This window comes from Bradyrhizobium sp. BR 1433, assembly GCF_051547665.1.
Taxonomy (GTDB): domain Bacteria; phylum Pseudomonadota; class Alphaproteobacteria; order Rhizobiales; family Xanthobacteraceae; genus Bradyrhizobium; species Bradyrhizobium australafricanum.
The window spans coordinates 1,799,888-1,818,802 of the sequence record NZ_JBPUGG010000001.1 but is presented as its reverse complement, the minus strand read 5'-3'; the positions used below and the strand labels follow the sequence as shown (position 1 = coordinate 1,818,802).

At 65.7% G+C, this 18,915-nt stretch carries 24 protein-coding genes and 1 pseudogene; 13 read left to right on the top strand and 12 right to left on the bottom strand.

Translation table 11 applies throughout. The features are described from left to right. The first annotated feature begins 4 nt into the window (after positions 1 to 4). Entirely contained in the window at positions 5 to 676 is a 672-nt protein-coding gene (locus ACSKB9_RS09210) for a DUF429 domain-containing protein (RefSeq protein WP_438072689.1), read from the top strand. Here ACSKB9_RS09210 and ACSKB9_RS09205 read toward each other — a convergent pair. The 5 genes from ACSKB9_RS09205 to ACSKB9_RS09185 all read right to left on the bottom strand — a co-directional run bounded on the left by ACSKB9_RS09205 (position 673) and on the right by ACSKB9_RS09185 (position 4,879). Continuing rightward, positions 673 to 1,617, bottom strand: coding sequence for an SH3 domain-containing protein (locus ACSKB9_RS09205; RefSeq protein WP_438072688.1), 945 nt, complete (start codon positions 1,615 to 1,617; stop codon positions 673 to 675). The two genes, ACSKB9_RS09210 and ACSKB9_RS09205, sit on opposite strands and share 4 nt — an antisense overlap. 20 nt (positions 1,618 to 1,637) lie before the next feature. Then, positions 1,638 to 1,934 (bottom strand): hypothetical protein, encoded by a 297-nt coding sequence (locus ACSKB9_RS09200; RefSeq protein WP_438072686.1) that lies wholly within the window; start codon positions 1,932 to 1,934, stop codon positions 1,638 to 1,640. Between the two features lie 118 nt (positions 1,935 to 2,052). Next, positions 2,053 to 2,607 carry an inner membrane-spanning protein YciB gene (locus tag ACSKB9_RS09195; protein ID WP_438072684.1) on the bottom strand — a complete coding sequence of 185 codons (555 nt, stop codon included), beginning with the start codon at positions 2,605 to 2,607 and terminating at the stop codon, positions 2,053 to 2,055. 49 nt (positions 2,608 to 2,656) lie between these two features. After that, positions 2,657 to 3,232: a hypothetical protein gene (locus tag ACSKB9_RS09190; RefSeq protein ID WP_438080126.1), complete on the bottom strand. Its 576-nt coding sequence runs from the start codon at positions 3,230 to 3,232 to the stop codon at positions 2,657 to 2,659. Positions 3,233 to 3,475: 243 nt separating this feature from the next. Then, positions 3,476 to 4,879, bottom strand: coding sequence for a carotenoid oxygenase family protein (locus ACSKB9_RS09185; RefSeq protein WP_438072682.1), 1,404 nt, complete (start codon positions 4,877 to 4,879; stop codon positions 3,476 to 3,478). 113 nt (positions 4,880 to 4,992) lie between these two features. Here ACSKB9_RS09185 and ACSKB9_RS09180 point away from each other — a divergent pair, with 113 nt between their 5' ends. Further along, a complete protein-coding gene (locus ACSKB9_RS09180; protein WP_438072681.1) occupies positions 4,993 to 5,718 on the top strand; it encodes a TetR/AcrR family transcriptional regulator in 726 nt (241 codons plus the stop codon). Positions 5,719 to 6,224: 506 nt separating this feature from the next. Here the strand turns inward: ACSKB9_RS09180 and ACSKB9_RS09175 are convergent. Continuing rightward, positions 6,225 to 6,797, bottom strand: coding sequence for a hypothetical protein (locus tag ACSKB9_RS09175; RefSeq protein WP_438072679.1), 573 nt, complete (start codon positions 6,795 to 6,797; stop codon positions 6,225 to 6,227). Positions 6,798 to 6,992: 195 nt separating this feature from the next. On the opposite strand from ACSKB9_RS09175, the gene ACSKB9_RS09170 reads away from it, so the two are divergent. Both ACSKB9_RS09170 and ACSKB9_RS09165 read left to right on the top strand, forming a co-directional pair. Further along, positions 6,993 to 7,664 carry an SET domain-containing protein gene (locus tag ACSKB9_RS09170; protein ID WP_438072678.1) on the top strand — a complete coding sequence of 224 codons (672 nt, stop codon included), beginning with the start codon at positions 6,993 to 6,995 and terminating at the stop codon, positions 7,662 to 7,664. A gap of 103 nt (positions 7,665 to 7,767) precedes the next feature. Further along, positions 7,768 to 8,528 (top strand): IS5 family transposase gene (locus ACSKB9_RS09165; protein ID WP_438072676.1). Its coding sequence is split into 2 segments (ribosomal slippage): positions 7,768 to 8,113 and positions 8,113 to 8,528, totalling 762 coding nucleotides; the frame shifts between segments, so codons are not numbered across the junction. 13 nt (positions 8,529 to 8,541) lie between these two features. Here ACSKB9_RS09165 and ACSKB9_RS09160 read toward each other — a convergent pair. Beyond that, entirely contained in the window at positions 8,542 to 8,832 is a 291-nt protein-coding gene (locus tag ACSKB9_RS09160) for a DUF6522 family protein (RefSeq protein WP_438072674.1), read from the bottom strand. After that, positions 8,829 to 9,263, bottom strand: coding sequence for an RrF2 family transcriptional regulator (locus tag ACSKB9_RS09155; RefSeq protein ID WP_438072672.1), 435 nt, complete (start codon positions 9,261 to 9,263; stop codon positions 8,829 to 8,831). Before ACSKB9_RS09155 ends, ACSKB9_RS09160 begins: the two co-directional genes overlap by 4 nt. 83 nt (positions 9,264 to 9,346) lie before the next feature. Here ACSKB9_RS09155 and ACSKB9_RS09150 point away from each other — a divergent pair, with 83 nt between their 5' ends. Both ACSKB9_RS09150 and ACSKB9_RS09145 read left to right on the top strand, forming a co-directional pair. After that, positions 9,347 to 9,808, top strand: coding sequence for a group III truncated hemoglobin (locus ACSKB9_RS09150; RefSeq protein WP_438072670.1), 462 nt, complete (start codon positions 9,347 to 9,349; stop codon positions 9,806 to 9,808). After that, on the top strand, positions 9,805 to 9,963 hold the full coding sequence (locus tag ACSKB9_RS09145) for a hypothetical protein (protein WP_194295321.1): 159 nt from the start codon (positions 9,805 to 9,807) through the stop codon (positions 9,961 to 9,963). The genes ACSKB9_RS09150 and ACSKB9_RS09145 overlap by 4 nt, the downstream gene beginning before the upstream one ends. Positions 9,964 to 10,018: 55 nt before the next feature. Here the strand turns inward: ACSKB9_RS09145 and ACSKB9_RS09140 are convergent, their stop codons facing one another. Then, positions 10,019 to 10,417 carry a hypothetical protein gene (locus ACSKB9_RS09140; RefSeq protein ID WP_092085014.1) on the bottom strand — a complete coding sequence of 133 codons (399 nt, stop codon included), beginning with the start codon at positions 10,415 to 10,417 and terminating at the stop codon, positions 10,019 to 10,021. Between the two features lie 32 nt (positions 10,418 to 10,449). After that, entirely contained in the window at positions 10,450 to 10,674 is a 225-nt protein-coding gene (locus tag ACSKB9_RS09135) for a hypothetical protein (RefSeq protein ID WP_438072667.1), read from the bottom strand. A 94-nt stretch (positions 10,675 to 10,768) separates the two neighbouring features. On the opposite strand from ACSKB9_RS09135, the gene ACSKB9_RS09130 reads away from it, so the two are divergent. The 3 genes from ACSKB9_RS09130 to ACSKB9_RS09120 all read left to right on the top strand — a co-directional run bounded on the left by ACSKB9_RS09130 (position 10,769) and on the right by ACSKB9_RS09120 (position 13,047). Beyond that, positions 10,769 to 11,593, top strand: a complete 825-nt coding sequence (locus ACSKB9_RS09130; protein ID WP_438072666.1) for a helix-turn-helix domain-containing protein — start codon at positions 10,769 to 10,771, stop codon at positions 11,591 to 11,593. Between the two features lie 63 nt (positions 11,594 to 11,656). Next, positions 11,657 to 12,322 carry a DsbA family oxidoreductase gene (locus tag ACSKB9_RS09125; protein ID WP_438072664.1) on the top strand — a complete coding sequence of 222 codons (666 nt, stop codon included), beginning with the start codon at positions 11,657 to 11,659 and terminating at the stop codon, positions 12,320 to 12,322. A gap of 86 nt (positions 12,323 to 12,408) precedes the next feature. Next, positions 12,409 to 13,047 (top strand): NIPSNAP family protein, encoded by a 639-nt coding sequence (locus ACSKB9_RS09120; protein ID WP_438072662.1) that lies wholly within the window; start codon positions 12,409 to 12,411, stop codon positions 13,045 to 13,047. A 268-nt stretch (positions 13,048 to 13,315) separates the two neighbouring features. On the opposite strand, the gene ACSKB9_RS09115 is transcribed toward ACSKB9_RS09120, so the two are convergent. Next, positions 13,316 to 14,500, bottom strand: coding sequence for a GNAT family N-acetyltransferase (locus ACSKB9_RS09115; protein ID WP_438072660.1), 1,185 nt, complete (start codon positions 14,498 to 14,500; stop codon positions 13,316 to 13,318). 173 nt (positions 14,501 to 14,673) lie between these two features. Then, a complete protein-coding gene (locus tag ACSKB9_RS09110) occupies positions 14,674 to 15,126 on the bottom strand; it encodes a hypothetical protein (RefSeq protein ID WP_438072658.1) in 453 nt (150 codons plus the stop codon). Between the two features lie 159 nt (positions 15,127 to 15,285). On the opposite strand from ACSKB9_RS09110, the gene ACSKB9_RS09105 reads away from it, so the two are divergent. The 4 genes and pseudogenes from ACSKB9_RS09105 to ACSKB9_RS09090 all read left to right on the top strand — a co-directional run. Further along, on the top strand, positions 15,286 to 15,513 hold the full coding sequence (locus tag ACSKB9_RS09105) for a hypothetical protein (protein ID WP_438072656.1): 228 nt from the start codon (positions 15,286 to 15,288) through the stop codon (positions 15,511 to 15,513). A 120-nt stretch (positions 15,514 to 15,633) separates the two neighbouring features. Further along, positions 15,634 to 16,536 (top strand): caspase family protein, encoded by a 903-nt coding sequence (locus tag ACSKB9_RS09100; RefSeq protein ID WP_438072654.1) that lies wholly within the window; start codon positions 15,634 to 15,636, stop codon positions 16,534 to 16,536. Then, the gene (locus ACSKB9_RS09095; RefSeq protein ID WP_438072653.1) at positions 16,517 to 17,083 is read left to right on the top strand and encodes a hypothetical protein; all 567 of its coding nucleotides are present in this window, start codon (positions 16,517 to 16,519) and stop codon (positions 17,081 to 17,083) included. Before ACSKB9_RS09100 ends, ACSKB9_RS09095 begins: the two co-directional genes overlap by 20 nt. A 71-nt stretch (positions 17,084 to 17,154) precedes the next feature. Continuing rightward, positions 17,155 to 18,893: pseudogene (locus ACSKB9_RS09090) on the top strand (pyrroloquinoline quinone-dependent dehydrogenase); the annotation flags it as partial. Positions 18,894 to 18,915: the final 22 nt, after the last annotated feature.

Sequence of the window (18,915 nt, the reverse complement as noted above, 5' to 3'; positions counted from 1 at the left end):
CGGGTTGATTGCGGTCGGCCTCGACGGATTTTCCAAAGGCTGGGTCGCCGTCACCATCGACGGCGACCGGCGTACGATTTCCTTTCACAGCGACATTGCGGGCGCGCTTACGCGCCCGTTCGATCGCGCCGGGATCGATATCCCGATCGGTCTGACCGATGACGGCGAGCGCGATTGCGACCTGCTTGCGCGCGCAAGATTGCGCCCGCACACCTCGCGTGTCTTCGCCGGCGCGCGGCGCTGGCTGTGGCAGCAGTTTGACGAACCTGATCTCGCGAATGCGGAAGCACTGCGCCGCGGCCAGACCCGTGTGTCGCGCCAGCTCTGGCATCTCGGCAAGAAGATCATGGAGGTCGACGGGTTCGTGCGCGCGAACGCCACGCGCGATATCCGCGAGGTGCATCCCGAGCTGGTGTTCCTGCAATTGAACAGCGGCGAGCCTTTGCCGCGCAAGAAGTCGGAGGAGGGCGATGCGCTCCGACGCAGGCTGCTGAAGCGATCAGGCTTCCGCGAGATCGATCGCTGGCAGACGGAAGTTCGGACCGGCACCGGCGCGAAGCGCGACGATGTGCTGGATGCGTGTGCAGTGGCGCTGGCTGCGCGCGAACCATGCGGAAGCGTTCCCGAAGCGCCGCCGCGAGACGCGTACGATCTGCCGATGCAGATCTGGTTCTAGCTGCAGTTCGTCACCTGGTTGGAGCACAGGCTGCGCCACCAGCCGCGCACGCCGTCATGGCTCTCCACCAGCGCCCAGTGCCCGCTGCAGGCGAGGATGCGTTTCGGACCATCGTCGGTATCGAACTCACCGCCGAGCTTGCGCAGCGCCGGCGTCCACTTGGCATCGACGAAGGGCGCCTGGAACAGCCCGCCCATGCGGGTGTAGCCGTTGGCGTAGCTCGCGCCGACCTTGTTGGTGGCAACCCATCCGCGCCCGGCATAAGGCTTTGGCGCGTTGCGCGGATAGCGCTTGTCGTCCTCGTAGGCCTTGCCCGGCGGCATCGCGCCCTCGATCAGGAACCAGCCGTCCTTGAAGCCGATGATACGAAACTCGGTGAGCCAGCCGCCCTCGGGCGTGTTCTCGGCCCCGCCCATCTTGAGATGGTAGGGTGGCGGCAGCTTGCCGAGCACGCGTGCCTTCACCGACGGCTCGGCGCGCACGTTGAGGCCCGCGAGGTCCTTGTCCTCCGACCAGGCGCCGAGGTCGCATGGCTCGGTGCCCGCGGGCAATGCGTTTCGGTTCGCGTCAAGTTCGGCCTGGCGCGCGGCAAAATCGTTGTCCGCGCCGTCGGCATTCCCTGTCGCGATGTCGCTCGGACCGCGCGGCTTCAATTCGGCCGACAGCGCGCGCGTGCCATCCTTGCTTAGCGTCACGACCATCATCTGACGCGGCGCGAAGACGCTTGCCGGCGTCTTCGGGTCTTCCGCGCTCGCGGCATAGACCGCGAGGTAGCCGGTGGTGCGGGCGGCATCCGTGCTGGAAGAGGTGCCCGCAACATATCCGGCCGGCACCAGCGCGACCGCGCTCCCGCGCCACGCCGGTTCGGCTTCGCTTGCCTGCTGTGCGGAAGCCGTCGTGGCTGATACCGCCAGGACGGCAATGGATGCCAGGATGCGCATGCGTGGTGCGCGTGCTGCGGTTACGTCCGCGTGCCGGTGAAGGGGAAGCTGCCCATCGGGCCGATGCCCATCTCGCCGGAGATGCCGTCGCCGGAGACCTTGCCGGTGAATTCGAGCGTCAGCGGCATCGGGTTGGTGATGGAAACCTTCCAGGCGACGTCGTCGCCGTTCACGGTGCCGTCAAAGATTTCGGTGGAGTTGCCCTCGGCGCCCTGCGTGCCGGTGAGCGTGCCGCCCGAGCTTGCCAGCGACAGCGTCGCCTTGCGCTCGCCCATCGGCGTCGTCATCGTGAGATTCCAGTTTCCGTCCACCGCCATTGATGTCTCCCCTCCAGGTGAAGCGCCTTCAAGCGAAATGGCTACCGTTCGCGCGAAGAAAACGCGTGCGCGGGTATAGCCCATCTTGCCGCGCGCGCCTAGTTCGCGGCTGCGGCGATCAGGCGCGGGCGGCGGCGCGCAGCCGGCTTCCGACCAGGACGCGGAAGGCGACATACTGGATCGCGAAGGCGGCGATCTTGGCGCCGACCAGCACCACCGACACGTAGAATGCCCAGAGCTTCATGTCACCGGTCGCCGCGATCGCAATGGTGCCGGCCGCGAGGATGAACATCAGCCCGGCCCAGGCGTAGCCGGCGAGGGTGGCGTATTCCGGAATCGTCTCGGTCACGATCGGCGGCAGATAGCGCAGCATCCAGCCGCGCCTGAGCATGATCGCGCCGATCGCGATGTGGCCGATCGCGGGCTTCGCCAGCACGAAGCGCGGATCGTTGGTGAGTAGCGTCGCGCCGCCGAGCACGATCACCAGCCCAAGGCTCGCCCAGGTCATGTAGCCGAGTGACTGTCCCTTGACGCGCGCATAGACCACTTGGGCGATTGCGCCCGCGATCGCAACGCCGGTGGCGATCAGGACATTGTCGGTGGCGAAATAGACCACCAGGAAGACGATGGTGGAGAGGAAGTCGCTCGCAAGCCTGGCAAATACGCTCTTCATCGTCGTGGTTTCCGTTTCCTCGGGATAATGGTTGTGATGATGGCAGCGTCTAGCGTGAGGGCAGCGCGCCGGCCGGCGGCGTCGCGTCCTTGACCGCGCGATAGTGCGGATACCAGTGGGTAAAGCCGACCGCGGCATTGCGTGCGGCGAAGGCGATCAAGAGGCCGGTCCACAGCGGCAGCGCCGGCACGTATAGCACCGCAACGTTGCCAATCAGCATGAGCAGCATCGCCACGGTCCAGGCGCCGGTGATCAGGTAGTTTGCATGGAGGAAGCCGGGCAGCTTCGCGGTCTCGGCATCGACCTGCTCCAGCGCGTATTGCCGCGTGAAGGGACGGCCGATCATGATCGAGCCGAGCGACACCAGCAGAATGCCGGCATCGACCGCGATCTTCACCGCGGTGTTGCTCAGCGTCGCATCGACGAAGGTCAGGTAGGAGCCGATCGCGGCGAATATGACGACCGAACCGACGCCGAGGATCTTGATGCTGCGGCCGCGCGCGACGTCGAACGCGATGACGGCGAGGCAGATCAGGGCGGCACAGAGCAGGCTCACCGTGGCCGAGGTCACCAGCATCAGCATGGCGAAGGCGCCGTAGGGAGCGAGGATCAGGAAGATCGTCATGGTGAGCCTCATCGGCTTATCTTTACAGTGTAAAGATAGCCTAACGGTGAGCAACGGGGGCGTCAAGCGAAATCTTTACAGTGTCAAAATCGTGAGGCGGTGGAAAAATCCAAGGTTTGGCAATGACATAAAGTGACCGACCGCTCGTTTTCGGTCGGCGGCGACAGAGACGTGGATGCCCGGGACAAGCCCGGGCATGATGCGTGGAGAGGTTGGCGCACTGACGTCCGGGGTGATCGTTGGCTACTCCGCCCCAACCCAATTGCCGTGGAAGCCATCGGGCACGCGGTGGCCGAGATGGACCAGCGCGGTCGGGCCCGCTTCGACATCTTGCGCGTTGAACACGGCGAGGTCGCTGCGGTTTTCGCGGGCGCGCCAGACCACCGCGAGCAGCCAGCCGTCGCCTTCCGCGGCGTCAGCGCTGCGCTCGACGAAGACAGGCTCGGAGATCGTGTCGCCGGCGGGCAGCAGATAGTGGCCGAGCCGCTTGCCACGGCCGTCGACATGCACGATGCCTGACAGCGCGCCGAACATCGGCAGATCGGGGTTGGCGCAGGCGTACCAGCCGTGATTGCTGGCAAATCCGGCGCGGCGATCGTCGACGCGGGGAAATTCGCCGGTGAGGTCGTCGAGATAGGTTTGCGTGAAGCGGTCGGTGTTGCCGGAGAGGTCGAAGGTCCAGCGGCAATAGCGCGCGCGGTTCTTCCGCGGGTCCGTCGGCGAGCCGTCGGGATGATTGAACAGCGGCGCTTCCTCGAACTGCATCACGTCGGCGATGATGCGGTTGCCGTCTTCCCACGCGTTCATCACGTGGAAAACGTAGCAGGTCTCGGCGCGGAACCAGACGATGTCCTTTGACGCGCCGCTGCGCTTCATGACACCGACATAGGCGCCTTTCTCCGGCTCCCAGGCGTAGGGCGCCTGTCCGCGCATCGCGCGCTGCATGCTGCCGGTGATCGGCAGGATCGGAAACAGCACATGATTCTCGGTGACGATGAAGTCGTGCACCATGCTGGCATAGGGCGCCTCGAAACGTTCGACCCGCGTCACCACGCCGGACGTGCTCACCGCGCCGAACGACAGCGCCGGCGTCAGCGGGCCCGCGGCGTTATAGCCGAAGAACACCATTTCGCCGGTCGCCGGATCGATCTTCGGATGCGCGGTGAACGGGCCTGTGATCGCGCCCTTGTAGTCGCAATAGCCGAGGCGATTGAGCGTGCCGGGCTCGATCTCGGTCGGCAGATGGCCTTCCTCCAGCGCGAGCAGGCGGCCGCCATGGAAGATAATGTTGGTGTTGGCGACGCCGCCGTCCGTCGTCGTGGTGGCCGGCGCATCCGGCATCTTGCGGCCGAAGCCGCCGAACAGCGCGCGGCCGGCATCGTGCTCGGCCTGCCATTTCGGCGTACGGACCCAGCGGTTGCGGTAGCTGGCGCGGCCGTTCTCGAGATGGAAGGCGTGCAGCATGCCGTCGCCGACGAACCAGTGCGCGCCCGGCGCCTCGAACTGCGGATTGGGGCCGTTGCGATAGAGCGTGCCGTTCAGCTCGCGCGGCAATTCGCCCGAGATCTTCAGGAACGGCGCGTCGGCTTCGAATGGGATCGGCGCCAGATTGGTGCGCGCAGCATTGGATGTGACCTGGTCGAGCATTCCGCATCTCCCTGCATTTATGATCTTTACATCGTAAAGATATCAATAAGAATGACGCCGCCGATCGTCAAGCAAAATCTTTACAGTGTAAAAATTGCGACTTATAAGGCCGCATGGCAAGAATCTCCAAAGAAAACAAGGCGACTCGCCCGGCACGGGCTCCGACCCGTCGGGTTGCACGGACTGCGGCAGTTCGTCCGGTCCAACGGCGCCGCGCCAACGACACGCCGTATCATCACGGCGATCTGCATGAGGCACTATTGAAGGCCGCCGAGCGCGTGCTCGAGCGTGATGGATTGGCGGGGCTGACATTGCGTGCGGTGGCGCGCGAGGCCGGCGTGTCGCACGCCGCCCCGACGCATCATTTCGGCGATCTCACCGGTTTGCTCAGCGAACTCGCGGCGATCGGTTTCCGGCAATTCGGCCTCGCGATGGCGGCTGCGGACGCTTCGGCGGCCACGACGCCCGAGAAGGGCGTGGCGAGCGCCAAGGCTTATGTTGCCTATGCCCAGGCACATCCCGGCATGTACGGGCTGATGTTCCGCAGCGAGCGGCTCGATCACTCGCGCCCGTCGCTGCACGAGGCGTCCGAGGCTTCGTTCGCAGGGCTGACCCGCGGCGTCGGCGCCAGCCGGCACGAGCAGATTTCCAAGGAGCAGCTTACGTTGGATCAGGCCGCCGCGATCGCGTCGGCCTGGTCGCTGGTGCATGGTTTCACCATGCTGCTGCTCGACGGACGCCTCAAGACGATCCTGGATCGGTCGCCGGAGGGTACATCCGCGGAAACGCTGTTGACCGCGATGCTGCGATTGTCCGCGGGCCGCTCGGCGCGGCCGTAGCGCAAGACGGCGAAAGCCAAGGCGGCAAAAGCCTCGACGCGGAAGCGCGCCGGCAGTGCACGCGAAAAGGATCCGCGCGGCGGGCTCACCGCGGACGGCCGACGCGGCATGCGCTGTCGGCCCATGCCTGGGGTGAACCCGTTCCCAGAACAGTGGCCGCCGCGCGCCGCATCGCGGCCAAGGGCGAACGGCTGCTGCAACGCTACAAGCGTGCGAGGCAGAAGAGCTGAGGTTCTATTCACCTCGCCCCGCCTGCGGCAGGGCAATCGCATATGGCTCTAGCACCGGTGTTACCGCGCCGTCATGGCCGGGCTTGTCCCGGCCATCCACGTCTTTGTGTCGCGGAAACCAAGACGTGGATGCCCGGCACAAGGCCGGGCATGACGAGTTTGTGGAGCGATCGAGCCCACATGCGATTGCCCTGCCGCAAGCGGGGCGAGGTCGGAACGCATCGCTAGAAGCGTTCCGGGTGAGGGGAGGGGAGAGGGAGCGCAACGCCGTGCGCGCTAGCGTTTGGTCAGCGACGTGGTCCGGCCGCTCTGTCCGATCGTCTTCACCGCATCCGTGCCGCATTTGAAATCGCGGGCGAAATCGTCCGCCGCCTGCCGCGCCAGCTCGTTGGCGTTGGGATTGGCCGCGACGTCGACATAGGCGACATGACAGACATCGCCCGGCGGCAGCCGGGTCACGGCGAGCATTGCCCGCGAGACCGGGCCGCCGCGCTTGTCCTGCTCGCTGTTGTCGGCGATCTGCCAGCGCTGGATGATCGCAAACGGTTTGCCGCCGGCTGCACGCCATTCGACCCTATCGCCGGTCGAGCTGAACGGGCCGAACCAGGCCTGCGCCGCCGGTTCCCTGGCTGCCGCCTCGCGGTTTCGGCCCACCGAGACCACTTCGCGCAGGTCGCCCTCGTTGATCAGCACCACAAGTCCGGATTTTCCCGGACAGACCCTGGTGGTGCTGCCGTCCTCTTCGCTGGGCTTGCCGATCATGCGGCAGGCCTTCGGCGCGGTCGATGAGTAGCTGCTGCTGATCGCCTCAGAGCCGGCATGACCAGGATTTGCGCTGGCGGCCGTCATAAAGACTGTTGCAAAAGCAAGGTATTTCATCGGGGGAAACCTGCGATCCGGACGTTACTTTGTGTCTGACATATGCAATCTGGGGAAGGTTCAATAGACACGCGGGAAACACCTGACAGGCGCGCGGAATCGTCCTGAGAAGGGCGGCTTCGCAACTTCTGTCGCGTGCACCTGCGTGCCGTAACCTCGATCGTCATGCCCACGATATCATCCAACAAGCCCTATCGCGTCGGCCGTTCCCGTACCGGTCTTGGCCTTTTCGCCACCAAGCCGATCAAGAAAGGCACCAAGATCATCCGTTATTTCGGGCCGTTGCTCGACTCGAAGAAGAAGGATGAGGACGCGATCGAGAACAAATATCTGTTCGAGCTCACCAACCGCTGGACCATCGACGGCTCGATCCGCGAGAACGTCGCGCGCTACATCAACCACGCCTGCAGGCCGAACGCGGAATCCGACGTTCGCCCACGCAAGCGCAAGGTGTTCATCCGCGCCATCAAGGACATCGAGCCGGGCGACGAAATCAATTACGACTACGGAACCGACTATTTCAAAGCCTATCTGAAGCCGATCGGCTGCAAGTGCGATGCCTGCGAGAAGAAGCGCAAGAAGAAGCGCGCGGAGGCGAGGGCGGAGCGGGTGCGGCTGAAGGAAAGAGCCGAGCGGAAGGCACAGCGCAAGGCCGAAAAGCTCGCCGAGGAGCGGGCCAGGCAGCGGAAGGCGAAGAAGGCTGCCAAAGCAAACGGCAAGCTCGCCAACGGCACGGCGATGAACGGCAGTCACCTCAATGGTCACAGCCTGATCAACACGGCGGGCAAGAAGGCCGCCTCGTCGAAGCGCGGCACCGCTCGGGCGCTGAACGCCTGAGACCCACGTCGCCCGAAAACGCTCTAGGACCGATCGACATTCAGGATTCCCAAGCGGTTTGATCGCTGATTCATAGAGTTCCGTGATTCGAGACACGGAGCAGATGGTGGCGGCGAAACGATATGAGCTGACGGAGGCGCAATGGGCGAGGATTGCGCCACTGCTGCCGGGGAAAGCTGGCGACCCGGGACGTACGGCTGCGGACAATCGACTGTTCGTCAACGGATGTTTGTGGGTTTTGCGATCGGGCGCACACTGGAGCAACCTGCCGGAACGGTACGGCAAGTGGAAAACGGTGCATCAGCGCTTCAGCCGCTGGTGCCATGCCGGCGTCTGGGAGTGCGTGTTCGCTGCTCTGACCGCCGATCGCGACAACCAGTATCTGATGATCGACAGCACCATCGTTCGCGCCCACCAGCAGGCGACGAGCGGAAAAGGGGGGCCAAAGATCAGGCGCTGGGGCGTTCCCGAGGTGGACTGACCACCAAGATCCACATGCTGGCTGATGCGCTCGGCCGTCCGCTCCGCTTCATCGTCACGGCTGGGCAAGTTAATGACATCACCCAGGCGCCCGCACTGCTCCACGGCCAGAGCGGCGATGCCGTGCTCGCCGACAAGGCCTATGACAGCAACGCCCTGCGGGCGATCATTGCGGAAATCGGCGCAACGGCGGTAATCCCGTCAAACCGCACCCGCAGGATCATCATTCCGCACGACGCCGACGCCTACAAACAGCGCAATCGCATCGAGCACTGCTTTTGCCAGCTCAAACACTTCCGACGCTTGGCAACCCGTTATGACAGGCGAGCCGCCAACTTTACCGGCTTCGTCCATCTCGCTGCCGCAATGATCTGGATGCAATGAATGTCGATCGGTCCTAGCCGCCCGGCCGGTGCGCCGCGCGTGGCAACGGTGAATTGCCGAAATCCAGCGTCGAGCGCTGGATGATCGTGCCGTGCTCGTCGATGACGAGACGGAAACGCTTGCTCCCCGAGAAGAATGTGAGGCGATGGCGCCCCTGATCGGCGTCGAGCCCGCGCTCCGAACGCGTCGTGATTGCGCCCGAGCGCATCCCGGCCTGCAGCAGCGGAACCGCGATACCAAGGCCCTCGGCGACGATATTGGCGTCGACCTCGAACGCGCCGTCTGCGAATGCGATCGTCGTCATGATGACCTCGCGGGATGGCGGACGGGACGCGGCAGGTAGGCGCATTCGGCGAGCGTCGTTCCGTCGAGCTCGCGCATGAAGGCCTCGCGTGCCGCCGCAAGCTTCGCCTTCAGCCGGCAGCGCGGCAGCAGCAGGCAATCTCCGCCATCATCCCTGAAACATTCGACCAGCGCGCTGTCGCCTTCCAGCGCACGGACCACCTGGCCGAGGGTGATGGTCTCCGCCGGCCGCGCCAGCGAGAACCCGCCGCCCGCGCCGCGCTGGGTGGCAATGAAGCCGGCGTCGGCAAGGTCGCGCACCACCTTGGCAAGGTGATTGCGGGAAATGTCGAACTCGGCCGCGATCTCGCTGGTCGCAAACGACCGGTCCGGCTCGCCGGCCAGCCGCATCAGGGCGCGGAGCGCAAAATCCGTGAACAATGTCAGGCGCATGGAAGCCCTTCGAAATCAGCACTTGGCGGATCAGCTATAGCAGGCTAAATAGGCATTTGAAATACCTATTCAGGATGTGACCCATGACAGCAGCAGAGCGCCGCGAGCAGATCACCGCCGGGATTGTCGCGCGGACCGGGATCACCGAGGTCATGATCGAGCAGCTGGTGCGCGCCTTCTACGCCAAGGTCCGCAAGGACCCGATGATCGGACCGGTGTTCGAGACCGGGATCAGCAATTGGGAGCCGCATCTGGCGCAGATGTGCGCGTTCTGGTCTTCGGTTGCGCTGATGACCGGGCGCTATCACGGCACGCCGATGGTCAAGCATATGCCGCTGCCGATCGACGCCGCGCATTTCGACCGCTGGCTCGAACTGTTCGAGGCGACCGCGGCCGAGCTGTGCCCGCTTGACGCGGCGGCGCATTTCATCGATCGCGCGCGGCGCATCGCCTCGAGCCTCGAGATGGGCGTCGCCGGCGGACAGGGCGTGATGCTGGCGGTCGGCGAGCGTTACAGGCGAAGCGAAGCAGGAGCAGTGCAATGAGGAACAGAGCGAAAGCGATCGCGCGTGCGATCGACGGCGCGTGGTTTCATCAGGATCAGGCCGATCCGTTTGCCGGCAGCAGTCTGGTGCCGATGCTGATCATCGGCCTGGCGCTGACCTTTGCCGGCATGATCGTCGCGGTCGTGCTGAGCTGACGGAAACGGCCGCCGCGTTTGCCGCGACGGCCGCTCGTCACATCCGGCATTCGATTTACGCCGCGACCGTCTCGCCGCTGCGGCGCAGCCCGACATATTGCAGCTCGGCGAACACGCCGGTGGCGATTGCCTGGGCCAGGATCACGATGGTCCCGAAGAGGTTCGGCGACACCGCGCCCGACAGCAGCAGCGCGATGCTGGCGAGCGTCCAGGCCGCGTTGCCGACGACCACCAGCATCACCAGCAGCTTCGGCACCGACATGCGCGTGCCGAGCCAGCCGACCAGCGCGGTATAAGCGATCAGGAACAGGCCGGTCTCGCGCAGCAGCGCTTCCGGCAGGCCGAGCAGCGATGCCAGCGCGCCGGCGTCGAGCACCATGGCTATGGCGGATACGCCGCTGAAGACGGCGTCGGCAAGCAAAGCGCGGCGCAGCAGCTGGGATGAATGGATCATGGCAGTGTCTCCTCGGGTTGGGATGGGGGTGGTCAGGGGAACAGCGACTGCAGCTGACGCCACAGCCGGAGCGGACACAGCGCCTTGCCGACCCTCATCTCGACCGCATAGACCTGCGCGAACACGAACACGCCGGTCGCGTGCACGAGCGGCTGCGGCATGTTGAGCGAGCGCGCCAGCAGCCAAGTGGCCAGATGGACCAGCCACGGGAGCAGGACGGCGAGGGCGCGGACAAGGGATAGCATCAGCATGGTCATCTCCTGTGCCGTGGAGGATGAGCCGGCCGATGCGCCAATTCGATTACCTCAGGCGTAATGGAACGGGTGAATTCCGCATGGTAGGTTTTGCATCATGAACGCACATGCATCCATGGCGCGGGCCGAGCCCGCAAAACCCGTCCCGATCGGCGAGCACCTGCGCGAGTGGCGGCAGCGCCGTCATCTCAGCCAGCTCGACCTTGCCGTTGATGCCGAGATCTCGGCGCGGCATTTGAGCTTCGTCGAGACCGGCCGCTCGGCACCCTCGCGCGACATGGTCCTCAAACTGGCGGAGCGCCTCGACGTGCCCCTACGCGAACGCAACGTGCTGCTGGTCGCCGCGGGTTTCGCGCCCGCATTCCCGCAACGCTCGCTGGATGATCCGGCGCTGAAATCGGCGCGCGAGGCCATCAACCTGGTGCTGAAGGCGCACGAGCCCAATCCGGCGCTGGCCTATGACCGGCACTGGAATCTGGTCTCCGCCAATCGCATGGTGGCGCCGCTGCTCGAGGGCGTGCCGCAGCGGCTGCTCGGCCAGCCCTTCAACATCCTGCGGCTTGCCTTCCACCCCGAGGCCCTCGCCCCGCGCACCGTGAACCTCGCGGAATGGGCCGCGCATCTTCTGGAGCGGCTGCATCGGCAATGCGAGGCAACGGCCGATCCGGAGCTGCTCAAGCTCTATCAGGACCTCAAGTCCTATCCGATCCCGGCGCGGTCGGCCCCGATCACCACCGACAACAACGTCGCGCTCCCCTTCAAGCTCCGCCTCAATGGCGAGATCCTGAGCTTCATCTCGACCACCATGGTGTTCGGCACGCCGGTCGACATCACGCTGCAGGAACTGGCGCTGGAGACCTTCTTCCCGGCCGACGAGCTGACCGCCGAGCGGATGCGGCAGATGGCAGCCAGTATGAAATAGCGGCTTGTCTCGGAGCGCTTTCGGCCTACCTTTGGGGTTCCATTTTCCGCCGGGAACCCCGCCATGAGCGATCTGAAGCCACTTCGCCTCGACATCGTCTCCGACGTCGTTTGCCCCTGGTGCTATATCGGCAAGCATCGCATCGAGGATGCGCTCAAGCTGGTGCCCGATGTACCGGTCGAGGTGCATTGGCGGCCGTTCTTCCTCAACAACTGGGTGCCGCGCGAAGGCATCAGCCGCGAGGAATATCTCACCGCCAAGTTCGGCTCGGTCGAGGCCTACAAGGGCATTGCCGGCCGCGTGGTCGCCGCCGCCAATGAGGAGGGGCTCACCTACCATCCCGAGCTCGTCAAGCGGCAGCCCAACACGATCGACTGCCATCGCCTGATCCATTGGGCCGAGGCCAGGGGCAAGGCGGCCGAGATGAAGCAACGGCTGATGGAGCTGTATTTCCGCGACGGCGGCGATCTCACCGACAGCAACGTGCTGGTGCAGGCGGCAAGCGATGTCGGGCTCGATGCTGACGACGTGCGCAAGCGTCTTGCCACCGACGAGGATGTCGCGCTGGTCTCGGCGCAGGCCCAGGAGGCCGCCGAGAAGGGTATTTCCGGCGTGCCGACCTTCGTGTTCGCGCAGAAATACGCGGTGTCCGGCGCCCAGCCGGCCGAGCAACTCGCCCGCGCCATCCGCCAGGTCTCGGCCGAGATCAACGCAGAGGCTGCGGAGTAGTCCGCAATCCCTATCGAAAGCCCGGCTCATGCCGGGCTTTTTCGTTCGCCCACATCATCCATCGGAAACAATCAGGGGAGACCACCATGATCTATGAGCTGCGCACCTATACGGTCCGTCCAGGCGCCGTCGGCGAGATGGTGAAGGCGGCGAGCACGATCTCGCGCGATATCCGCGCCGACAATTTTGGCAAGCTGGAAGGCTACTGGATCACCGAGATCGGTCCGCTCAATCAGGTCATGCACATGTGGAGCTACGCCGATCTCAACGAGCGGACGCGGCTGCGCGCCGAGCTCGCCAAGAACCCGCGCTGGACCGGCGAGTATATTCCGGTGATCCGTCCGCTGCTGGTGCGCCAGGAGGTGCGGCTGCTCAATGCAATCATCCCGCCGGTGGCGCCGGTGACATCAGGCAACATCTACGAATTCCGCAACTACCGCGCCAAGCCGGTCGGCGGCGCCAAGCAATGGCTCGATCTGATCACCGGCGTGATGCCGGAGCGCGAGAAATACTCCAAGATCGTCGGTCTCTGGACCACCGAAGCCGGGCAGCCCAACGAAGTCTGCCACATCTGGGCCTATCCCGATCTCAACTCCCGCGCCGCCGCGCGCGGCAACGCGATGAAAGATCCGGCCTGGCTGGAATTTTTGAGCAAGGGCACGCAGGTGCTCGAGGAGATGCACTCGACCATCATGCTGCCGGCACCGCATTCGCCGTTGCAGTAAGAGCGCGTCGCGACGAGCCGTGTTGTCCCAAGCGCAAGACAGAGAGGCCGCCGGTTGAGGCGGCCTTTTCGTCTTTGCGTCAGGATGTCACGAGCGCCGGCAAAAAGCCCCATCCGATGTTTCCATCAGATGAGGCTTTCGAAGCAAGGGCGCGCGCCGTCTGAGAACCAGCGCGCCGCAACGCTAGTCGGGCCAGCTGACACCAACCTGACGGCGGCAGCCCGTTGTTTCCCGATGTGTCTGCATGCCTACGAAAGGGTAAACCGCATTATCCGGGCTTGCCGCGCCGGCTGCGGATGAAGCGGACGGCGCCGCGCGCGGCTTCGTAGGCGAAGTTGTTCAGGCTCAGCGCGATGTGAATGGCGGGCACCAGCGGATCGCGGCGCCGCAGCGGCAGCAAGACGTCGCCGATCGCGAAGCGGCCGCGCCAGATCGGGTCGATCATGGGGTGGCCCGGCGCCGCGGTGGAATTGGCCGAATTGATCGTGGGATCGGCGCAGAGATGGCGCGTCAGCTCCAGCGTCAACTGCGTGCCGGGCGAATGTTTCGCAAAGCGCTCGTCGACGCCGATCTTGAAGAAGAAGGCGCGGTCCTGGTGACGCACCACGATGCCGCCCGCGACCGGCGTGTCGCCCGCATGCAGCGTGATGATCTCGCAGCGGCCGGCTTCGGCCATCGTCGACGTCGCGCGGCGGATGAAGGCCGCATCGCCGGCATGCTGGCTGAGCGCCGTGCCGCGCTTTCCCTTCCAACCACCGGCTTCGAGGACAAGGAAAGTCTCGAGCGCCGTCGCAACCTCGCGCGGCGTGCGAGCGACATCCAAGCGCACCGCGCCGTGGTCGGACAGGCGATGATGCTGGCGGCGCAGCTCCTTCAGCTTCTTGGGCCCGAGCGCGTCGCGCAACAATTCGTCCGCATCGCGCGTCGCATCCAGCTGGGCGCGCTGATAGGCGCTCAGTATGCGCGGCTGCAACCCGTCTCGCGCCAGCACCGCGCGGATCGCCGCCATGGCCGGGCCCTCGAGCGACATGGTGCGCAGGATCAGCGCATGCGCGCCCGCATTGCGCGCCTGCCGCAGCATCTTGCCCGCCGCTTCCTCGGCGGCGTCGCGGTCGAGCAGCGGCGTGCACAGCGTGCCATAGGGTTCGACGCCGACCAAAGCGGGCAGGGGAATCCGGTAGATCCGCCGCATCGGAACGACGGGCAACAGGCCGATCAGTTGCCCGGCATCGTCGGCGGCGCTGAGCAGCGCCGCGCCGGTGCGGCCGCGCGCGGAGGCATCGACCGCCAATTCCCAGTCCGCCTGATAGTAACCATTGGCCTCGATCGCGCGCGCGGCAAGCGCACGCCATGCATTGAGCGGCGCGGCCGACAGCGGCGGCAAGGTGCGATCGTTCGTGGCATCCTTGCGCGATGCACGGTGCACCATTGCTTGGTCAGCAATATCGGCCACGTCCTTGTTTCCCCACTCCGCGAGGCTGATTGGGCCTTGCGTTCGTCAGGGCAACGCTAGCGGAAAGAAATGGAAAATGCCGTTGAGGCCACCGCGCAATTTGAACGGTCGTGTTAACGGACCGTTCAGCATACCCGGTGCGCAGCGGCTTGGCCGGCTCGCCGGCTCAAGCGCTAGGGTTTGGCGCCCCGCTGCGCTTCCGCCGCAACGGTGCTCTCGACCGGCTCGTAAGTCTCCGTCACGCAATTGTCGTCGGCCCCGACCTGCCGGCGATCGAAGATCGAGCCTTCATTGATGAAGACGCGATAGGTCTGCGTCCCCAGCGGCTTGCCGATCACCGATGTCAGCTCGGCGCGCACGCAGGCCGTCCAGCCGGTGCCGCGCGGGTCGTGCAGCGGGGCGGAGACCCGAACATGGGTCGGCTGTGAACCGGCCGTGAACACCGAATCCAACTTGCCCGCGACCAGCCGTTTGACGTCCGGAGGCGTCTCGAGCGGCGCCGGCTCGGCGGCCTTGACCTTCAAGGCCTCCGGCCAGACCGCGTGGCTGTCCGCCAGCCCGCAGCCACTCAATATTAAGGCGGCGCCGGCCAGCAGCGCCGCCAGATGTACTTGTCCCTGTCCCATTCAGCGCATTTAATGTGCCGCCGCCAGGATTGCGCCCCCTGGCGGCGCTGAATTCGCATCAGGCGGCGCTTTGTCGATCAACAAATGTCGAGCGACAAGTTATCGTTGGGGTAGAGGTATTACCGGATGTTGCTGCGGCGGCGGGGGAGACAGACTGACATGAAACGCTTCACGGTTGCTGCCGTCATTCTGGCGCTGCTCGCGACACCCACGCTCGCCCAGGGCCGGCGAGGGGGCGGTGGGGGCGATACGAAGACGGAGCAGAAGCCCAAGGTCGACGAGAAGGCCTACAAGGCCGCGCTCGATCGGATCCCCGAGCCCAAGGAGAGATATGATCCTTGGGGCGTCACCAAGCCGGCAGCGGATCCGGCCAAGAAGCCGAAATAGCCGGGCTCACGAACTCGGCAGCCATTCGACCGTCGTCGGTCGGCAGTACATTGCCGCATGGCATGAACCTTGGCCTGACGGCCTCCGACCCATCTCCGATGTCATTTGTCGGAGGCCGCCATGCTTCGCCGTTCGCTCCTCAGCCTGATTGTTCCGGCAGCGATCCTGCTCGGCGCCGTGCCGGCATCGGCGGAAAACCGGCTGGCGCTGGTGATCGGGCAGTCGGCCTACAAGTCGGTGCCCGCGCTGCCGAATCCAGCCAACGACGCCAGGGCTGTGTCGCAGATGCTGACCGATGCCGGATTTGCGGTGACGGCCGCATCGGATCTGTCCCAGGACGAGATGCGCGCACGGCTCAGCGATTTTGCCGGCCAGGTGGCGGCGAAGGGCGCCGACACCGTGGCGCTGGTGTTCTATGCCGGGCATGGCCTGCAGATCGACGGCGAGAACTATCTGGTGCCGGTCGATGTCGATCCGAAGCGCGAGGCTGATATCCCGATCCAGGCGGTTCGGCTCAACGACGTCCTGAATACGCTCACCTCAGTTCCGAGTCGGATGCGCATCGTGCTGCTCGATGCCTGCCGCAACAATCCATTCCCGGAACTCAGCAAGACCGCGGGGCATGGGCTCGCCATCGTCGATGCCAGGGTCGGCGCGCCCGGCACGTTTGTCTCGTTCTCGACCTCGCCGGGAGCGGAAGCCGAGGACGGCAGCGGCGCCAACAGCCCCTACACCAACGCGTTGCTGGCCTCGGCCAAGGAGCCGGGCATCCCGATCGAGGACACCTTCAAGCGCGTTCGCCTGGCGGTGAACAGGGCAACCGACGGTCGCCAGACGCCGTGGGACTCGTCCTCGCTCACCGACGACTTCCGTTTCATGGCGGGTGCTGCGGCGTCGCCCGCAGTGACGCCGCCGCCGGCCGCAGCCAAACGCACCGTCGACGAATGGAAGCGCGAGTTGCAAGGCAAGCCGATCGAGGCCGCGAATGAACTGATGGTGGTCGATGGCTCCGACGAATCCTGATGAGGCCTTCGCCGCGATCTTCGCCGGCACGCCGCGTGGCCTGCAGGCGCGCGACTGGCTCGACCGGCATCGCCGCATGGTGGCGTGGAATAACGCCGTTCTCGCCAACACGGCCGCGGCCTATCGCGGCTTCCTCGCGCAATATCCTGACACCGACCTGACAGCGACCGCGCGCAAGATGATCGAACGGCTGCGCTACCGTCCCGATCCGGCGCCCGCCGTCGCGCTCAGCGTGCCCGCGACCAGCGTCGCGCTGGCGGCGCCGACCTGTCCCTGCAACGCGGTGCCGCCGCAACAGCCGCTGCAGCAGAGGGCCAACGTGCCGGTGAAAAAGCGTGCCGATCCCGATCCGCCGCGGCGCGCGGGCAAGCGCCCGCCGCGCGTCGTCGTTGAGGACGACGTCGTGGTGGTGCGCCGTCCGCCTCCAACCGTGGTCTACGAGCCTGCCGGACCGCCGATCGGAATCGGAATCGGGATCGGCATCGGCGGCGGCGGTGGTGGTTATCGCGGCAACTACGGCGGCGGCTATCGCCGGGGTGGATACTGACGCGCCGATCGCGTAAATGCTTTCCCGCATGAGATGCGGCGCCTGGTGATCGCATCCTGGGGGAGGACGCGATGCGGTCGCTGTTTTGCCTGCTTGCCGCGCTGCTGCTGTGTGGTCAGCCGGCGCGCGCCTGGGAGTATTGGGGCGGCGATCGCGGCGGACAGCGCTTCTCGCCGCTGACGCAGATCACATCGGACAATGTCGGCACGCTGCTGCGCGGCTGGGAATTCCGCACCGGCGATCTCGATACGCGCCCGCCCGAGGTCATGAAGCGCACCAAGTTCGAGGTGACGCCGCTGTTCGTCGAGGACAGTCTGATCCTCTGCACGCCGTTCAACGAAGTGATCGCGCTCGATCCCGGCACCGGTGTGCAGAAATGGCGTTTCGATCCGAAGATCAGCATGGCGCAACGGCCGGCCAATCGCTTTGTCTGCCGCGGCGTCGCGCACTGGACGGACGATCGTACGGCGGAAGGCGCCGCCTGCAAGTCACGCATCTTCACCGGCACCAACGACAGGCGCCTGATCGCGCTCGATGCCCGAACCGGCAAGCCTTGCGCCGATTTCGGCAACGGTGGCGAGATCAGGATCGACATTGGCATGAAGCTGGAATGGCCGGGCGAGTTTCAGATCACGTCGGCGCCGGTGACGGGACGCGGCGTGGTCGTGGTGGGGTCCGCGATCGGCGACAACCGGCGGGTCGACGCGCCGCTCGGCGCGGTGCGCGCCTTCGATGCGCGAACCGGCCAGCCGCGCTGGAGCTTCGATCCGCTCGTGCATGACGGGATCGAGGCCGGCCACAGCAATGTCTGGGCCCCGATGTCGGTCGACGAGGAGCGCGGGCTGGTGTTCCTGCCGACGACTTCGCCCAGTCCGGACTTCTGGGGCGGCAAGCGCCCCGGCAATGACGAGCACGCCAATTCCGTGGTCGCGCTGCGGATCGAGACCGGCGAACTCGCATGGGCATTCCAGACCGTGCATCACGACGTCTGGGACTACGACCTGCCGGCGCAGCCGACGCTGGCGCGGATCGACGCCGGCGACGGTCAGCGCGACGTCGTGATCCAGCCGACCAAGCAGGGCTTCGTGTTCGTGCTCGATCGCGACAGTGGCAAGCCGGTGTGGCCGGTCGAGGAGCGCGCGGTGCCGCAGAACGGCGCCGAGGGCGAGAGGCTGTCGCCGACGCAGCCGTTCCCGACCCACGTGCCGCCGCTGCTGACGCAGCGGATGACGGCCGATGATGTCGCCGGGTTGCTGCCGGGCATCGGGAGCTCGGCTTGCGAGACGCTGCTCGCGCAATCCCGCAATGAGGGCCTTTACACGCCGCCGTCGACGCAGGGCACTGTGATCTATCCGATGACCGGCGGCGGTGTGAACTGGGGCGGCGCGGCGTTCGATCCGGTCAATCAGATCCTCTACGCCAATGTCAGTCATGCGGCGCACATCGTCACACTGATTCCGCGCGACCAGGCCAACGGCTTCAATCCGCCGCCGGGTCATGAATTCGGCCAGCAGGAGGGGGCGCCGTTCGCGATGTCGCGGGCGCTGGCGAAGTCGGCGGTCGGGTCGCCCTGCAACAAGCCGCCATGGGGCGAGACGGTGGCGGTCGATCTCAGGGCCGGCAAGATCCTCTGGCATTCGTCGGTCGGCACAGCGAGGATCTCGCACCGCTCGGCATCGCGCTCAAGACCGGCACGCCGCTGGTCAACGGCGTCGCGATCACCGCGGGCGGCCTGGTGTTCACCGGCGCGATGGATGCCTATCTGCGCGCGTTCGATGCCAGATCGGGCCGGCAGTTGTGGCTCGGCCGGCTTCCGGTGCCGGGCGTCGCCA

Bases quoted from the DNA above. Each gene is read 5' to 3' on its own strand.
- ACSKB9_RS09140 (WP_092085014.1), bottom strand. From the start codon at position 10,417: ATGATCCATTCATCCCAGCTGCTGCGCCGCGCTTTGCTTGCCGACGCC.
- ACSKB9_RS09125 (WP_438072664.1), top strand. From the start codon at position 11,657: ATGAGCGATCTGAAGCCACTTCGCCTCGACATCGTCTCCGACGTCGTT.
- ACSKB9_RS09120 (WP_438072662.1), top strand. From the start codon at position 12,409: ATGATCTATGAGCTGCGCACCTATACGGTCCGTCCAGGCGCCGTCGGC.
- ACSKB9_RS09190 (WP_438080126.1), bottom strand. From the start codon at position 3,232: ATGACGATCTTCCTGATCCTCGCTCCCTACGGCGCCTTCGCCATGCTG.
- ACSKB9_RS09105 (WP_438072656.1), top strand. From the start codon at position 15,286: ATGAAACGCTTCACGGTTGCTGCCGTCATTCTGGCGCTGCTCGCGACA.
- ACSKB9_RS09195 (WP_438072684.1), bottom strand. From the start codon at position 2,607: ATGAAGAGCGTATTTGCCAGGCTTGCGAGCGACTTCCTCTCCACCATC.
- ACSKB9_RS09180 (WP_438072681.1), top strand. From the start codon at position 4,993: ATGGCAAGAATCTCCAAAGAAAACAAGGCGACTCGCCCGGCACGGGCT.
- ACSKB9_RS09130 (WP_438072666.1), top strand. From the start codon at position 10,769: ATGAACGCACATGCATCCATGGCGCGGGCCGAGCCCGCAAAACCCGTC.
- ACSKB9_RS09200 (WP_438072686.1), bottom strand. From the start codon at position 1,934: ATGGCGGTGGACGGAAACTGGAATCTCACGATGACGACGCCGATGGGC.
- ACSKB9_RS09185 (WP_438072682.1), bottom strand. From the start codon at position 4,879: ATGCTCGACCAGGTCACATCCAATGCTGCGCGCACCAATCTGGCGCCG.
- ACSKB9_RS09160 (WP_438072674.1), bottom strand. From the start codon at position 8,832: ATGACGACGATCGCATTCGCAGACGGCGCGTTCGAGGTCGACGCCAAT.
- ACSKB9_RS09110 (WP_438072658.1), bottom strand. From the start codon at position 15,126: ATGGGACAGGGACAAGTACATCTGGCGGCGCTGCTGGCCGGCGCCGCC.
- ACSKB9_RS09100 (WP_438072654.1), top strand. From the start codon at position 15,634: ATGCTTCGCCGTTCGCTCCTCAGCCTGATTGTTCCGGCAGCGATCCTG.
- ACSKB9_RS09095 (WP_438072653.1), top strand. From the start codon at position 16,517: ATGGCTCCGACGAATCCTGATGAGGCCTTCGCCGCGATCTTCGCCGGC.
- ACSKB9_RS09175 (WP_438072679.1), bottom strand. From the start codon at position 6,797: ATGACGGCCGCCAGCGCAAATCCTGGTCATGCCGGCTCTGAGGCGATC.
- ACSKB9_RS09135 (WP_438072667.1), bottom strand. From the start codon at position 10,674: ATGACCATGCTGATGCTATCCCTTGTCCGCGCCCTCGCCGTCCTGCTC.
- ACSKB9_RS09145 (WP_194295321.1), top strand. From the start codon at position 9,805: ATGAGGAACAGAGCGAAAGCGATCGCGCGTGCGATCGACGGCGCGTGG.
- ACSKB9_RS09155 (WP_438072672.1), bottom strand. From the start codon at position 9,263: ATGCGCCTGACATTGTTCACGGATTTTGCGCTCCGCGCCCTGATGCGG.
- ACSKB9_RS09205 (WP_438072688.1), bottom strand. From the start codon at position 1,617: ATGCGCATCCTGGCATCCATTGCCGTCCTGGCGGTATCAGCCACGACG.
- ACSKB9_RS09150 (WP_438072670.1), top strand. From the start codon at position 9,347: ATGACAGCAGCAGAGCGCCGCGAGCAGATCACCGCCGGGATTGTCGCG.
- ACSKB9_RS09170 (WP_438072678.1), top strand. From the start codon at position 6,993: ATGCCCACGATATCATCCAACAAGCCCTATCGCGTCGGCCGTTCCCGT.